The organism is Hellea balneolensis DSM 19091 (genome assembly GCF_000428525.1).
Lineage (GTDB): Bacteria > Pseudomonadota > Alphaproteobacteria > Caulobacterales > Maricaulaceae > Hellea > Hellea balneolensis.
In genome coordinates, this window is record NZ_AUAC01000002.1 from 898569 (window position 1) to 914121 (window position 15553).

Annotated in this window: 12 protein-coding genes; 4 read left to right on the plus strand and 8 right to left on the minus strand. The window is 50.5% G+C overall.

What is annotated here, in order from left to right; translation table 11 throughout:
* Positions 1–7 precede the first annotated feature (7 nt).
* The 4 genes from F569_RS0104460 to F569_RS16455 are packed head-to-tail and all read right to left on the minus strand — an operon-like array spanning position 8 to position 3131.
* Positions 8–1186, minus strand: a complete 1179-nt coding sequence (locus tag F569_RS0104460) for a thiolase family protein (protein WP_026941219.1) — start codon at positions 1184–1186, stop codon at positions 8–10.
* A gap of 9 nt (positions 1187–1195) precedes the next feature.
* Positions 1196–1834 carry a CoA transferase subunit B gene (locus tag F569_RS0104465; RefSeq protein WP_026941220.1) on the minus strand — a complete coding sequence of 213 codons (639 nt, stop codon included), beginning with the start codon at positions 1832–1834 and terminating at the stop codon, positions 1196–1198.
* The gene (locus F569_RS0104470; protein ID WP_026941221.1) at positions 1834–2532 is read right to left on the minus strand and encodes a CoA transferase subunit A; all 699 of its coding nucleotides are present in this window, start codon (positions 2530–2532) and stop codon (positions 1834–1836) included. The genes F569_RS0104465 and F569_RS0104470 overlap by 1 nt, the downstream gene beginning before the upstream one ends.
* A 2-nt stretch (positions 2533–2534) precedes the next feature.
* Positions 2535–3131 (minus strand): TetR/AcrR family transcriptional regulator, encoded by a 597-nt coding sequence (locus F569_RS16455; protein ID WP_051279292.1) that lies wholly within the window; start codon positions 3129–3131, stop codon positions 2535–2537.
* Between the two features lie 86 nt (positions 3132–3217).
* Between F569_RS16455 and F569_RS0104480 the strand changes: the two genes are divergently transcribed.
* The 4 genes from F569_RS0104480 to F569_RS0104495 all read left to right on the plus strand — a co-directional run bounded on the left by F569_RS0104480 (position 3218) and on the right by F569_RS0104495 (position 8665).
* Positions 3218–4807, plus strand: coding sequence for a carboxyl transferase domain-containing protein (locus F569_RS0104480; RefSeq protein WP_026941222.1), 1590 nt, complete (start codon positions 3218–3220; stop codon positions 4805–4807).
* 2 nt (positions 4808–4809) lie between these two features.
* Positions 4810–6846: an ATP-binding protein gene (locus F569_RS0104485; RefSeq protein ID WP_026941223.1), complete on the plus strand. Its 2037-nt coding sequence runs from the start codon at positions 4810–4812 to the stop codon at positions 6844–6846.
* A 161-nt stretch (positions 6847–7007) separates the two neighbouring features.
* Positions 7008–8177, plus strand: coding sequence for an isovaleryl-CoA dehydrogenase (locus F569_RS0104490; protein ID WP_034387197.1), 1170 nt, complete (start codon positions 7008–7010; stop codon positions 8175–8177).
* Entirely contained in the window at positions 8177–8665 is a 489-nt protein-coding gene (locus F569_RS0104495) for a MaoC family dehydratase (protein WP_026941225.1), read from the plus strand. Before F569_RS0104490 ends, F569_RS0104495 begins: the two co-directional genes overlap by 1 nt.
* Here the strand turns inward: F569_RS0104495 and F569_RS16460 are convergent.
* The 4 genes from F569_RS16460 to F569_RS19290 form a co-directional block, all read right to left on the minus strand.
* Complete coding sequence (locus tag F569_RS16460) at positions 8655–9593, minus strand: ATP-grasp domain-containing protein (RefSeq protein ID WP_162143738.1); 939 nt, start codon at positions 9591–9593, stop codon at positions 8655–8657. The two genes, F569_RS0104495 and F569_RS16460, sit on opposite strands and share 11 nt — an antisense overlap.
* Before the next feature lie 123 nt (positions 9594–9716).
* Positions 9717–14087, minus strand: coding sequence for a M10 family metallopeptidase (locus F569_RS18760; protein WP_051279296.1), 4371 nt, complete (start codon positions 14085–14087; stop codon positions 9717–9719).
* A 169-nt stretch (positions 14088–14256) separates the two neighbouring features.
* The gene (locus F569_RS0104510) at positions 14257–14820 is read right to left on the minus strand and encodes a cytochrome b (protein ID WP_026941226.1); all 564 of its coding nucleotides are present in this window, start codon (positions 14818–14820) and stop codon (positions 14257–14259) included.
* The gene (locus F569_RS19290; protein ID WP_162143739.1) at positions 14821–15543 is read right to left on the minus strand and encodes a YceI family protein; all 723 of its coding nucleotides are present in this window, start codon (positions 15541–15543) and stop codon (positions 14821–14823) included.
* Between the last annotated feature and the right edge of the window lie 10 nt (positions 15544–15553).

Genomic DNA, 15553 nt, shown 5'->3' on the forward strand with positions numbered 1-15553 from the left:
CCATCGCTTAAGCGCGTTTTAGGCAGATCGCTGTGGCTTCACCGCCGCCAATGCAAAGGCTCGCCACACCCGTTTTGGCGTCCCTCTTTTCCATTGCGGCTATCAACGTAGCCATAATTCTCGCGCCCGACGCACCAATAGGGTGACCCAGAACACAGCCGCCGCCATTGACGTTGACTTGCTCATGATCAAGACCAAGTTCTTGCATCGCAATCATGGGGACAACGGCAAAGGCTTCGTTGATTTCCCACAAGTCAACATCAGCTGCATTCCAGTCAGCTTTCTTAAGGGCTTTCTTCATCGCATGGACGGGGGCCGTTGTGAAATAAGCCGGGGCATGGGCATGGGCCGCATGGGAAACGATTTCCGCGAGGATCTTATGCCCCGCTTTATCGGCTTGGGACTTTGTCATCATGACAAGGGCCGCAGCGCCATCATTGATAGAGCTGGCATTGGCCGCCGTTACAGTGCCATCTTTGGTAAAGACAGCACGAAGGCTTGGGATTTTTTCAGGGCGGGCATTTTTCGGGCCCTCATCTTCAGCCACGACAGTGTGACCTTTGCGGGTTTTGACTGTGACAGGTGTAACCTCGCGGTCAAAGTCACCCGCATCTTGCGCCGCTTTAGCGCGGCGCACAGATTCGATGGCATAGGCGTCTTGTTGCTCTCGCGTGAATTGATATTCCTTGGCGATCATATCGGCGAAGACCCCCATGGCTCCACCTTCATAGGCATCAGTCAGCCCGTCAAACATCATAGAATCGATCATCTTGGCGTCCCCCATACGGGCACCATTTCTGGCGCTTGGCATGAGGTATGGCGCGCGGGTCATGTTTTCCATACCCCCAGCTACGGCGATATTGACAGACCCCGCTTTAATCGCATCATGCGCCATAATCGCGGCTTGCATGCCGCTACCGCACATCTTGTTCACGGTCGTGGCTTCGCAGTGCTCTCCAAGCCCGGCATAGATCGCGGCTTGACGCGCAGGCGCTTGACCTTGACCCGCAGGCAGTACGCAGCCCATCACGGTTTGTTCAACCTTGTCAGCCGCAACACCGGACTCATCCAAAGCGGCTTTAATCGCAGCGGCGCCAAGATGCGGCGCAGAGACAGAACTAAAGGCACCTTGGAAGGCTCCCATGGGGGTGCGAGCGAGACCTACAATAACAACGGGGTCAGACATAATTTATTCCTATTCAAAAATAATATCGGCTTCAGTTTTAGCTTTAATTTCATCAAGTGTCACACCCGGCGCCATTTCTGTCAGGCGGAACCGCGCTTTATCTTGGCCACGATCAAAGACGCCCAAATCTGTTATAATCATTTGGATGCAGTTCTGACCCGTCAACGGCAAAGAGCATTCCTTGAGAAACTTACTCTCTCCGCGTTTATTGGTATGATCAAAAAGTGCAATACAGCGCTTTACGCCGGCAACCAAATCCATTGCACCGCCCATACCTTTGACCATCTTGCCGGGAATCATCCAATTGGCAATGTCACCATGTTCAGAGACTTCCATCGCGCCCAGAATTGTCAAATCGATATGACCGCCACGTATCATGGCAAAGCTTGTCGCGCTGTCAAAGAAACTGGATTTCGGCAGTGTGGTGATGGTTTGCTTTCCCGCATTGATCAGGTCAGCGTCTTCCTCTCCGGGATAAGGGAAAGGCCCCATGCCGAGCATCCCGTTTTCAGATTGCAGAGTCACATTCATCCCATCCGGAATGTGGTTGGCCACAAGGGTCGGAATCCCAATGCCAAGATTCACATAGAACCCATCTTCAAGCTCCTGCGCTGCACGAGCCGCCATTTCATCGCGCGTCCAAGCCATTATACTTTCTCCCGCGTCGTCAGTTTTTCAATTCGTTTCTCACACTCTGCTTCGACAATGCGCTGCACAAAAATACCCGGCGTATGGATGAAATTCGGGTCTAGCGTGCCAACAGGTACGAGTTCATCCACTTCAGCAACTGTGACTTGTCCGGCCATCGCCATAGCGGGGCTGAAGGTTCGCGATGTGGCTTTGAAAATCAGGTTACCTTCCGCATCGCCTTTCCACGCTTTGATAATGGAAAGGTCGGCTTTGAGGCCAGTTTCCATAAGATATGTCTCTCCATCAAAATCCTTATGCTCTTTGCCCTCCGCGATGACGGTGCCGACGCCTGTCTTTGTATAAAAGGCCGGGATACCGGACCCGCCGGCGCGAATGCGTTCAGCCAAGGTTCCTTGGGGGTTAAATTCCAACTCTAACTCCCCGCCCAGATATTGACGTTCAAATTCTTTATTTTCCCCGACATAGGAGGAGAGCATCTTGCTGATCTGCCGCGTATCTAAAAGCTGACCGAGGCCAAAACCATCGACGCCGCAATTATTAGAAATAGCTGTCAGATTTTTTGCGCCGCTATCATGTAAGGCGGCAATAAGGTTTTCCGGAATACCACAAAGGCCAAAGCCGCTGCTCATAACGGTCATACCATCGCGGCACAAACCCTCCAGAGCTTTAACAGCTGTTTGATAAACTTTTCCCATTCTTAGCTCCCAATTCCCGCACGCATCTGTAGCGCAAAATGCGCGGCAATATCTTCCCCATTTAGGCGGCCCGACGCATCATACCATGCGTTAAGCCAGTTCAGCGCCCCCATAAAGAAGAAGACATGTAATCTGGCATCCCCGTCGCGGATAGAGCCATCTTTTTGACCCTCTCTCACGAGACGGATAATTTTGCGTTCAATCTTACCGCGCCGCGCTAAAACATCAGCTTTATTCTCTGCGCCCAAACTATTCACATCCGTCAAAAGCGAAACACCAGAGGCCGTCAGCATTTTCACAAATTCCACAAAAAGCGCTTCAAGTTTATCCAGAGCTGTCACGCCGTTATACTTAGCCTTTAATATCCGGTCCATCGCATCATAAGCCATGAGATGACATTCATAGAGCACCTCTTCTTTGTTGCGGACATAATAATAGAGCGCAGCTTTTGTGAGGCCCAGATTAGCGGCAATCTCGGTCATAGAGGCGTTGTGATATCCGCGGCGGCGAAAGGCTTGGCCCGCTTCAACAATTACGGCCTGCCGCTTTGACGCAAATTGCTTTTTTCTATCGAAGGTATCTTTTAGCAAGGCTGTCATAATTGTGGTGTGTAGCATTCTAATAAATTTGACTCAAGAGTCAAATTTATGTATTAATAGTCGAAATTATCAAGAGCGCGACGTCTATGCCAAAAATGATTAGCAAGATAAATCCTGACAGCCCTGCCTTTCGTAACAATGCGGAGGCGATGGAATCGCTTGTCGCGGATTTGCGTGAGAAGGTTGGCAAAATTGCGCTTGGCGGGTCTGAGCGCTCGCGAGAACGCCATATCGGACGTGGCAAACTCCTCCCTCGCGAGCGAGTAGAGCGCCTGCTCGACCCCGGCACGCCCTTCCTTGAACTCTCGCAAATGGCCGCTTACGGCATGTATAATGACGAAGTCCCTAGCGCGGGCATGATTACTGGTATTGGCCGCGTGGCCGGGCGTGAAGTCATGATTATCTGCAATGACGCCACGGTCAAAGGCGGCACCTATTACCCCATCACGTGCCAAAAACAGTCTCGCGCGCAAGAGATTGCGCGGCAAAACAAGCTCCCCTGCCTCTACCTCGTTGATAGCGGCGGCGCGAACCTACCCAACCAAGCTGAAATTTTCCCGGGCAAAGATGATTTCGGGAGCTGCTTCTATAACCAAGCCAATATGAGCGCCGAAGGCATCCCGCAAATCGCTGTCGTAATGGGCAGTTGCACAGCGGGCGGTGCCTATGTCCCCGCTATGGCGGACGAGTCCATCATCGTCGCCAATCAAGGTACCATATTCCTCGCTGGCCCGCCCCTCGTGAAATCCGCGACGGGTGAAGACATTGACGCCGAGAGCTTGGGCGGAGGTTTGCTCCACGCCAAGACTTCTGGCGTCGTCGACCACCTTGCCAGTAATGATGCCCATGCCCTGCAAATTGCGCGAGATAGCGTCGCGACGCTCGGCAAGGCGAATTACGCTTACCTCCCCGATGATAGCGAGCCCCCCGCCTATGACGAGGACGAGCTTAACGGTATCGTCCCGCATGATGCGCGCCAACCCTATGATTGCCGCGAGATTATTGCGCGTATCACCGACGGCTCTCGCTTTCATGAGTTTAAGAAAGAATATGGTAATACGCTGATTTGCGGCTTTGCAAAAATTCACGGTTATCAAGTCGGCATCCTCGGCAATAATGGCGTGCTGTTTTCCGAAGCCGCCCTGAAAGGCGCGCATTTCGTCGAGCTTTGCGGACAGCGCAATATCCCGCTCGTCTTCCTCCAAAACATCACAGGCTTTATGGTCGGCTCCAAAGCCGAAGCGGGCGGCATTGCTAAGAATGGCGCTAAGATGGTGCATGCTGTGGCTTGCGCGAAAGTGCCGAAATTCACCATCATCGTGGGCGGTTCTTACGGGGCGGGCAATTACGGCATGTGCGGCCGCGCCTATAATCCGCGCCTCATGTTTATGTGGCCCAATGCGCGCATCGCCGTCATGGGCGGCGAGCAAGCGGCGGATGTGCTCGCGACGGTCAACCGTAACGCCGCGACATGGACGGACGCGGAGCGCGAGGCCTTTAAGAAACCCATCATTGAGCGTTTTGAAAAAGAGGGCCATCCTTATTTCGCGAGCGCTAGAATTTGGGATGACGGCATTATCGCGCCAACAGATACTCGGCGAGTGCTTGGGTTAGGGTTGGCCATGGCGGCCAATGCGCCTGTAGAGGAAACTAAATTTGGCGTGTTTAGGATGTAATGATGACAAAACAGATTACAAAAATTCTCATCGCCAATCGGGGCGAAATTGCTTGCCGCGTGATAAAGACTGCACGGAAAATGGGCATTGCTACTGTCGCGGTTTATTCCGATGCTGACCGCAAGGCGCTTCATGTGCGCATGGCGGATGAAGCGGTGCATATCGGCGCGTCCCCTGCAATTGAGAGCTATCTCGTTGTTGATAAAATCATAGCCGCCGCCACCGAGACTGGGGCGGACGCCATCCATCCCGGTTATGGCTTCCTCTCGGAAAACCCTGACTTTGTACGGGCTTGCGAAAAAGCAGGCATCACCTTTATCGGGCCGAGCGCGGAGAGCATGGAAGCCATGGGCCTGAAAGATGCGGCCAAGAAATTGATGGACGAAGCAGGCGTGCCGATTACCCCCGGCTATCACGGCAAAGACCAAGACGCGAAGCTCCTTAAAGCTAAAGCGGGAATGATTGGTTATCCTGTCCTTATCAAAGCCGTAGCCGGCGGGGGCGGTAAGGGGATGCGCAAGGTCGAAGCGGAAGCGGATTTCGATGCGATGCTCGCCTCCTGCCAACGCGAAGCCAAATCTAGTTTCGGCAATGACGACGTTTTGATTGAAAAATACATCCAAAGCCCGCGCCATATCGAGGTGCAGGTCTTTGGCGATACACATGGCAATGTCGTGCATATGTTTGAGCGCGATTGTTCCCTCCAACGTCGCCACCAAAAAGTCATAGAAGAAGCTCCCGCCCCCGGCATGACCGAGGCGGTGCGCAAAGCCATGACAGAGGCGGCCGTCAAAGCCGCCAAAGCCGTGGATTATGTCGGCGCAGGCACGGTGGAATTCATCGTGGACGGCTCAGGTAAACTCCGCAAAGACGGCTTCTGGTTCATGGAAATGAATACAAGATTGCAGGTCGAGCATCCCGTAACGGAGATGATTACAGGGCTGGATTTGGTGGAGCTGCAGATACGTGTGGCGCAGGGTGAGAAGCTGCCGAAGCAGGGCGAGATTAAGATGGAAGGCCATGCCGTTGAGGCACGGCTCTATGCGGAAGACCCTGCTAATGACTTTTTGCCGAGTGTGGGGCGCATTAATACGCTATATCTAGGTACAGATAATCGCGTCGATAGTGCCTATGAAAGCTATGACAGAGTTGATGCTAATAGAACTGCACGCGTAAGTCAGTTTTATGACCCAATGATTGCAAAAGTAATTACACATTGTGATGAACGCAAGAAAGCCATAGGGGAACTCGCTGTTCACCTATATTCACTAACCGTCGAGCCTATTAAAACTAACGCGGCTTATCTTTACCGTGTTTGTCAGATTGACGAGTTTTTAGCAGGTAATGTATCAACTGTTTTTCTCGCAGAAAATCATGTTTCAATCATTGAGACTATCGAGTCCAGACAAGAACAGCGGGACTTAGATGTTGTTATGGGAGCGACCGTCAGAGATTTAGACAAGCTTTATGATAGTTATAAGGCCTATGGCGGCTTTAGGTCTAACGATCATAAATACAAAATTTCTTGGCGTCTTAATTCTTCTGCAGAAACCGTATTGGGATACTATGTCGATGGAAGACCATATGAGGTTAAAGTCACCCAGACACCGCATAATTGGACCTATTTAATTAACGGATTAAAACTCCGCGAAAGCCACTTGGAAGATGCAACGACTTTAGATGATTTAATTTATGCTAGTGAAGAGGCAGTCTGTTGGAGTGGAATAGATCAAAATGGTGTGCGTGCCGTTGAAGGGGTAACGCTTAAACTCACGAAATCTCCGCCATTAGAATTGAGTTCTGCATCCTCTAACGCCCTCACCGCGCCCATGCCCGGTAAAATTATCGCTGTGAATGCCAAGGCTGGCGATGCTGTTAAAGCGGGTGAGCCGCTTATCATTATGGAAGCGATGAAAATGGAAATGACGCTTGAGACGCCGCGCGACGGGGTTGTCGCCGAGGTCAGCGCGGCGGTTGATGCGCTGGTGAGTGACGGCGAGATGTTGTTGGCGTTGGAGCCGATAGAGAAAGAGAAGTAGTTAAACAGACTCCCTCTCCCATAGGGAGAGGGTGCCCGAAGGGTGGGTGAGGGGTCCGAATTTGACGTAGCTTTCGGACTGCAACTTTTACATCTGACCCCTCATCCGTCGCTTCGCGACACCTTCTCCCCATGGGAGAAGGAAAATAAAGGAAAGAAATAATGACCACGACATACCCTACCCTTCAATTTGGGCACTCAGACACGACGCAAATGATCCGCGAGACGGTTCATGGCTTCGCCCAAGAACATATTGCGCCGATTGCCGCCGAGATTGACTCGAGCAATCAATTTCCCCGCCACCTCTGGCCGATGATGGGTGAACTTGGTTTGCACGGCATTACCGTCCCCATCGAGGATGGCGGGACGGGCTTGGGCTATTTGGAGCATACGATTGCGATTGAAGAGGTTAGCCGCGCGAGCGGTTCTGTTGGGCTGTCATATGGCGCGCATTCTAACCTTTGTATCAATCAACTCCGCCGTTGGGGGAATGCCGAGCAAAAGGCGAAATACCTCCCGAAACTTATGAGCGGTGAGCATGTCGGCTCCCTTGCTATGAGTGAACCCAATGCGGGCTCTGATGTGGTTTCCATGAAGCTTCGCGCAGATGCGGCGCAGGGCGGTTATTTGCTCAACGGCAATAAAATGTGGATTACAAATGCGCCCGAAGCGAACACGCTTTTAGTCTATGCCAAGACCGACCCGTCGGGCAGGTCTAAAGGCATTACCGCCTTTATCATCACCCCTGAAATGGAAGGGTTCTCGACCGCGCAAAAGCTCGACAAGCTGGGCATGCGCGGCTCTGATACTTGTGAACTGGTCTTTGAAGATTGCTTTGTCTCAGATGAAAATGTCGTTGGCGAAATTGGGCAAGGTGCAGAGATTTTGATGAGCGGTTTGGATTATGAGCGGGTCGTGCTGTCGGGACTTTCCGTTGGCATCATGCAGGCCTGTTTGGATGTTGTGCTGCCCTATATTCATGAGCGAAAACAATTTGGCAAATCCATTGGAGAGTTCCAATTGATGCAGGGTAAGCTCGCCGATATGTATGTCACGCTCTCCACCGCGCGGTCTTATGTCTATGCCGTGGCCGCCGCTTGTGATCGCGGCGAGACGACCCGTAAGGACGCGGCGGGATGCATCCTCTATGCCGCCGAGAAAGCGACGCTGATGGCCTCTGATGCGATTCAAATGCTAGGCGGGAATGGTTATATCAATGACTACCCGACGGGACGCTTATGGCGTGATGCAAAGCTGATGGAAATTGGCGCAGGAACATCGGAAATTCGCCGTTGGCTGATTGGCCGCGAGCTCTTTGGGGAGACAGCCTAATGCCAAATACAATAGTTAGTGGTAAGTGGTTTGATGAATTAGAAGTCGGGCAAGTCTTTAAACATGCGCTTCGCCGCACTTTGACAGAGACAGATAATCTGCTCTTTACGACCATGACGCATAACCCCGCGCAGCTTCATCTGGACGCCGAGTATTGCAAAAATGAGACGGAATTTGGCGGCGTGCTTATAAACTCTATGTTCACTATGGGATTGGTCGTGGGTATTTCTGTCGGGGACACAACGCTCGGTACGGCAGTGGCGAATTTGTCCATTGATGAAGCGGTCTTCCCCAAACCGCTCTTCCCCGGCGATACTATTCGCGTAGAAACGGAGATTATCGCTTTGCGGGAGAGCAAGTCCCGCCCGACCCAAGGCATTGTGACGTTTGAGCATCGCGCCTTTAATCAAATAAATGAACTCGTCTGTAAGGTTCAGCGCAAGGGATTGCAGCACAAGGCGGCACAAAAAAATAAATCTACGCCTTAACCCGTTCTATAAGATTGGTCAGGGCATCTGCAATCAAGCGAAACGCACGACGTTGCTCTTTTTGACTAAGACTGAGCACGGGCATACAGGTCTTATTGACATCCACCACATAGATGCGCCCGTCATGCTTGTCCCGCATGACGTCAACAGCTCCGAAATCCAGCCCCATTGCTTCGCAAAATTCTATGAGTTTGCGCTGCTCATCTTCTGAAAAGGCCTGATCCGCGTTCCAGATATCGACATGGGCGTAATCCGTCCCAAAACGCTTATCCAACGCTTTATATTTGTGAAACACCACAGGAATTTCACCGCCAATATAGGCCATGCGCAGATCTTCTGAACCTCTATCGGAAAAGGTGCTGTCCACCAGTCTTTGATAAGCGCAGCCGGGCTTTACGGCGTCGGGGCTGAGCGGACAGTCAATGACAATACCATCATGCGTGCCGTTTATGTCTGACTTTTGAACGGCCTTGCCCTTATATGTGAGTGGGTCAATTTCAATGTCATAGCCAAAAACCTGCGCAAAAGTTTTGGCCACATGCGTTTTGGAAATGTCCTCAATATGCAGATTAATAGCTTTAGCTTTGAGCGAAGAGTCCAATACTTCGCCCATATTAGATTCTGTTTTATCGTCAAAGACAAAGACAATATCAGCTGAATACGGGTCTTTTATGATGTCGATCCCTGCCATACGAGCTGCAAGCCAAGCATTATACCACGGCCCAGATGGTTGCGGGTGAAAAGCCAAGGTCGCGATAACGGGTTGGCCGGTATATGTTCGTGCATACTTCTTCAACAAGAGATAGCTATTGAACAGAACAATAGGAATGGCGCTTTTGAAAAAGGTTGCATTGAGCGGAATTTCCGCGCCCGTGTGCGGGAAATGGGCGACGCCCTTTTTTACCCTTACCCCTTTAAAGTGACCCAATATGCCCATGGACTTGATGTAGATTTTTACAAGAAATTGGCAAGTGAGAATTTTGTGAGAACGCCGAGAGGCACAAAAAAGCCGAGCTTAAAGCCCGGCTTCTATGTGTTGATGTGATGAACCCTAGATCAGCGCATCCATATCGAAGACGTCTGCGGGGTCTGCTGCGAAAGCGTTTGTGTCTGCAGGCGCTTGACTTGCAGGAGGTGGTGCGGATGGGGCGCCGCCAAAGTCGAAGTTGGACGCATCAAGGTCGGCCAGACTATGACCAACGATTGTGAGTGTACTTCCGAAACCGAAGTCAAAAATAACATTAGACCCTGCGTCTGTACCAACAGCTTGAACTTCCGCCCATGTGTCAAAGTCTGGTGTATTCCCAAGAAGATAAATGACTTCATTGGTTGTGAAGCCGATTATAACGTCAGCTGACGGACCATTGACATCATATCCATAACTGTCAACTCCAGCCCCGCCAATCAAGGTGTCGTTTTCATCGCCGCCTTGCAGGTAATCATTACCGCCATTACCAAATAGAGTAACCGCGTCCGCTCCCCCTATAAGAGTGTCATCAAAACCTGACCCAAATATCCGTTCAATACCAAAGAATTCATCACCAGCGGCATCGCCTGTGGAGGCCGAACCCATACCTGACATGTTTACAGTCAAACCCATAGAAGACGCCAAATAAGAGACTGTATCGATACCTGCATCTCCATCATGCGAGTCTGCACCTGCACCGCCAAAGAAAAAATCATTTCCATCTCCGCCTAACATCATGTCATCGCCATTACCGCCGAAGATTGTATCAATACCGTCACCACCTTGGATAAAGTCATTACCATCACCGCCAAGCAGACGGTCATTACCTGCTCCCCCGTCAAGGTCATCGTCCCCGTCACGACCCTCAAGACGATTATTTGCTGCATCACCAGTGATTCTATCGCCAAAGTTGGAACCAAAAACCCACTCAATAGATGTATAGCTATCGCCAGAAGTTTCGTTAAATGTACCGCCAGTCGTCAGGTTAACCCAAACAAAGCCTGTAGCGAGCGTATAATTCACAATATCAATACCCGTACCACCATCAAAACTGTCGGCGCCTTCACCGCCAAAGAAGCGGTCGTTTCCGCCAAGACCAAAGAGCGCGTCATCGCCATCACCACCGCGTAGTTCATTGGCACTATTATTACCCGTGAGGCTATCATCAAAATTGGAGCCATAAACAGCTTCAATCCCAAAATAAGTGTCGCCCGCAGCGTCACCACCTGTGCCGCCAGAAAGCATGTTCACAATGACAGCCGCAGTCGCAAGCGAGTAATTCGCGATATCGAATCCTGCACCGCCATTAAGTTGGTCCGCACCCACCGAACCATAAAGCTGGTCATTGCCATCTTGGCCGCGCTGAATATCATTCCCGTTGCCGCCATAGAGGCGGTCAATACCCCCTCCTGCGTTGATCGTGTCATTCCCGTCTTCGCCATAGAAGAACTCATTTGCGTTCGAACCCGTAACGGTATCGTTGAAATCGGAAAGATAATAACGCTCAATACCTGAGAAGGTATCCCCATTCGCCTCACCAACTGTTCCGCCTGTATCTACATTAAACGCCACACGAGACGTTGCGCCGCGATAATCAACACTGTCAAAACCAGCATCGCCGTTTAGCGCGTCCGCACCCTCACCGCCTATTAAGCGGTCAGCGCCGTCGCCGCCATTGATCGTGTCGTCCCCGCCAAGACCGTCAATAATATCATTACCGCCTAGACCATTGAGAACATCATCGCCTGCCGTGCCGACTTCGTTGTCATTACCTTCGGTAAAGACAGGACCGCCCCCGCCAGGGGCCGCTGCAGTTACGATATCAACCGTCACGTCAGAGAAAATCAAGAACTCTATATTATCTAGCGTATCCGTTCCGTCAGTTCCGACATTGTCGATAACAAGGTAGGTCCCGTCCATATTGTCCGTAACGGTGTAATTGGCTTGAACACCGGAAAACTGCGCGTAATCTGTTCCAGCGCCGCCAAAGAGCATATCATCGCCCATGCCGCCCATTAGTGTGTCATCCCCTGTATCAGGGTCTGTCATTGTTTGGTTCTGCACAGAGACTTGAAGCTGATAGGTGGCATCCACTGGCACTCCGCCACCACCGCTTTCCATGACAGCGATATAATATGTCCCTGCGGCCGCAATCGTGGCATTGATTATAGCATCATCATTGGACGTGGAACCACCCGCACCACCTACGAAAGGAAAGAAGTCATTTGATGCGAGCAGATTTCCATTCGCATCGTAGAGTTCAAGATAACTGTTAAAGCTACCGACACCGCCCGTATCACCATAGTCAATATCAAGCGTAACAGCGTCACCGTCACTATAGGTCGTAAAGGCGTAAAAATGGGCGGTTCCATCGCCCGTTGCCGAAACACTGACATAGGGTATGGTTTCAGCATCCAAAACATCGGCATTCGGGGCTTGAGAATACTCATCATCAATATTGAGCGCATTAGCAATAGAATCGTTTCCGGCGCCTGCAGCACGCGTAATCATTCCGTCCCCAAAGCCCGGCCCCGAAAACCCTAGATTATTACCGCCGCGTAGGATATCATCGCCCATACCGCCAAAGAGCATATCATCGCCAACTTCACCCCAAAGGGTATCATTTCCATCCATCCCTGATATTGTATCGTTGCCGGCACCGCCTTTGATGACATTGTCCTCAAGTGAGCCGCCTATATTGTCATTCCCGCTACCGCTATTGAAGTTTTCAATACTGTCGAAAAGATCGGTACCGGCTTCTGTACTGGACGCACCGCCAGTAGCCTCTAAAGAAACACTTAAATCGTCCGTAATAGCTGAATAATCAGCCGTATCTGCACCTGCGCCACCTGTGAAGCTGTTATCCGCGGCGTTACCAACAAATGTATCATCTCCCGCACCGCCAATAGCATTCTCGATCAGAGAGCGCGCGTCACCTTGATATTGCAAAGCGTTAAAGATGTTACCGCGCGCAAAATTTCCGCCGCCAATGGAGGCTTGCTGCGCGGCTGAAAAGACTGAAAATCCGCCGGGCGACAAATCAACAGACACGCCCGTCGCGTAGGCTGAAAGGTCATATGTATCGACACCGTCACCATCCCAAATCGTGGCGTAAATACGGTTTCCACCTGGGCTGATGGCGACGTTTCCGTCAATAACGGTATCCCCTGACCCCGGTGTCCAAGTATAGACTGTGTCTCCTGAATTGACGGTAAAATCTGCACCATAGAAATATTGCAAGGTCGCAATATCATACATCATGAATGTCTGAGGAAATCCCCATTGTTCGTTGGTCGCGCCGCCATTCGGGTTTTGCCCGATATAGCTTCGGTACGTCATAATCGAATATTCAGTAGAGTCGGTCTCAGATGGAAGGACACCGAAATTATAATTTTGGTGACCATGCTTAAGACCCAATGCATGGCCAATTTCATGGATCATTGTCATCCACTGATAGTTACCTGCTTCAGCAATGCGGAAGTTATTCGCCGTGCCGAACCATATATCTCCATCATCATTGGGGCTGGACGTAACCTGACCGCCTGGGAAGTCCGCTACCCGAGCTGTACCTGTCCCTGGGTCAGATGTTTCCGCAAAACGGATTTCTGCCGTCGTGCTATCGACATTACCAAGGAAGTTAATATCTAGATTTGTAAAGCCCTCAACAGAGAAACCGACAGCAGCCGCGACGCCCTCAGTAGAACTTAGAGCAAAGTGAGCTGACGCCTCTTGCATAGCAGAAATAACATCATTGAAGTTATCTGGCATGGCCTCATTGCCTGTTCCCGCATAATTATATGGCGCCGCAGATAAAGAGAAGGCATAGGAAATAGAATTACCGGACCAATAATCGCCATTAATAACAGCATCAATGCGTTGATCACCTGTCGTAGCAGCTGTTGCCGTTGTGCTAGCGCCGCCCGCATTTACGATACCCGTCCCATCGTCTTGCAATTGGAGTGTTGCACCTTTTGTCAAAGTTCCGTCGAAACCTTCAACAAGGACAAATTCACCAGTTACCGGGTTGAAAAGATATTGTGCTGCGTCGGCGGTATCTATGCCGTAAACATCTTCAAGGATGTCACCGAGATAAGTTTCGGATGTCGTATCGCCCAGATCAGATTGCATCAAGCTTGCAAGGGTCGCAAAGCCGTCAATTATAACGGGGCCTGCTTCTTGCTCTCCTGAACACGCCGCGCAGGCACAGCAGAAGAGCGTATCGTCCGTCTCAATGTCAATCGAGCCACGCTCTGTTATATTTTCAAGCATAGCGTCGTAGGCGAGTGAGACATAAGCTGAGAGCGCTTTGTCATGTCCATAACCCTGAGTCGCAATATCAAAAATGGACATCGAGGCTGTGTCTATTTGAGCTGGACTGAAATCGAAAGTCGCAACTTCCCCTTCACGGTCGATTGTTAAACCCGCATAGACTGTGTCCAAGCCAAATTGTCTCATAATATTACTCTGCGTTCTTAAACCCTATACGGGCGTTAACTTATTATTAGTGTTGTTAATTGCGAAGAATACAGCTCACGTCAAGCCAAAGGGGCATAACTGCTACAAATTGTGATGTCAGAATTACGCCTGACTTTTAAAAACCAAGCATTATGGGTGGCCGCTTGAATTAAAGGCGGCTTTTCCTGAGAAAAGGAAGCATCCTGGCCAGCACATTATCTTTATTCACGATATGATGCTTTAAGGCTGCGCCAACGTGAAGCAAAATCAGCACGATAGTGCCTTTGCCTATCCAGTGATGCAGATTTTTGAAAATATCAGATATGGCCTTATCACGGGGTAACCCTGGAATATCGGGCCATGGAAGTGTGTTAAATATCTTTGTCGGAATGACAGTCTCACTTGATGAAATCATCGCCCAGCCCAATAAAGGCATCCCAATCATAATCACATAAAAGGCGACATGGGTAAGTTTTGCCGCTGCGACTTCCCACGCCTTCATACCCTGAGGTAATGCCGGCGGCTTATGCCCCAAGCGCCATATCAATCGCAGAACGGACAGTATCAAGACACAAATCCCGAAGCTTTTATGAAGCTGATATAGCGCAAAGCGGTTGGGCGTATCAGGATTTGTCATCAATATCCCAAATATGATAAGCCCGATAATCATAAGCGCGATAAGCCAATGCAGGCCTATCGCAACTTTTGAATAACGCATTGTATCAGCTGTCACTTAATCGGCCTTTTGAAATTCGACTTCAATCATGAGCTTCACATCATCACCCATAGGCGCGTATTTATCTACGCCGTGCTCAGACCGTTTAAGGTTGCCTGTTGCGGAAATGCCAAACATGTCCTTCCCGCTTCTGAAATGCTTGCCGACTTTGTTCAATTTTACATCAAGTGTAATGGGTTTTGTAACCCCTTTTATTGTAAGATCACCCGTAACGCGCCCGGTTCCCGTTACGATTTGATCCATATCCGTGCTTTTAAATGTAATTGTTGGATGGTTTTCCGCGTCAAAAAAATCAGCGCTAATTAAATGCTCATCAAAAGCGGGAACGCCGCTATCAATTGAAGCCGCTGGAATACTGATGTCTAGTGTGGAGTTTTCGGGATTTTCGCTGTCCAACTCCAGAGTCCCGTCAAATTTTCCCCAGCGCAGTATAGGGTTTGAATAGCCCTGATGCGAATAAGAAAATGCAATATAGGCATGGGTACTTTCAGCCGTGTAGGTGCCGGACGGAGCTGCGCTGATATCTACGCCGGGTGCAGAAGGCTTCATCGCCTTAGCTGTTTCTGCAGCGTCTTTGACCGTCTCTTTCATTTTATCCGTTGTCTTTTGTGCAGCCTCACTGGTTTTCGCGGCTACCGTTTCGGCAGCATTTTCGGCTTGGGCGCATCCCATAAGCAGACCTCCCGCGAGAATAGATGTCGTTAGGTGTGATAATTTCATAATGTCCTCC

What these genes read in the sequence shown, in the direction of transcription:
- F569_RS0104460 (WP_026941219.1), bottom strand. Translation starts at nt 1,186, where the DNA reads ATGTCTGACCCCGTTGTTATTGTAGGTCTCGCTCGCACCCCCATGGGA.
- F569_RS0104465 (WP_026941220.1), bottom strand. Translation starts at nt 1,834, where the DNA reads ATGGCTTGGACGCGCGATGAAATGGCGGCTCGTGCAGCGCAGGAGCTT.
- F569_RS0104470 (WP_026941221.1), bottom strand. Translation starts at nt 2,532, where the DNA reads ATGGGAAAAGTTTATCAAACAGCTGTTAAAGCTCTGGAGGGTTTGTGC.
- F569_RS16455 (WP_051279292.1), bottom strand. Translation starts at nt 3,131, where the DNA reads ATGACAGCCTTGCTAAAAGATACCTTCGATAGAAAAAAGCAATTTGCG.
- F569_RS0104480 (WP_026941222.1), top strand. Translation starts at nt 3,218, where the DNA reads ATGCCAAAAATGATTAGCAAGATAAATCCTGACAGCCCTGCCTTTCGT.
- F569_RS0104485 (WP_026941223.1), top strand. Translation starts at nt 4,810, where the DNA reads ATGACAAAACAGATTACAAAAATTCTCATCGCCAATCGGGGCGAAATT.
- F569_RS0104490 (WP_034387197.1), top strand. Translation starts at nt 7,008, where the DNA reads ATGACCACGACATACCCTACCCTTCAATTTGGGCACTCAGACACGACG.
- F569_RS0104495 (WP_026941225.1), top strand. Translation starts at nt 8,177, where the DNA reads ATGCCAAATACAATAGTTAGTGGTAAGTGGTTTGATGAATTAGAAGTC.
- F569_RS18760 (WP_051279296.1), bottom strand. Translation starts at nt 14,087, where the DNA reads ATGAGACAATTTGGCTTGGACACAGTCTATGCGGGTTTAACAATCGAC.
- F569_RS19290 (WP_162143739.1), bottom strand. Translation starts at nt 15,543, where the DNA reads ATGAAATTATCACACCTAACGACATCTATTCTCGCGGGAGGTCTGCTT.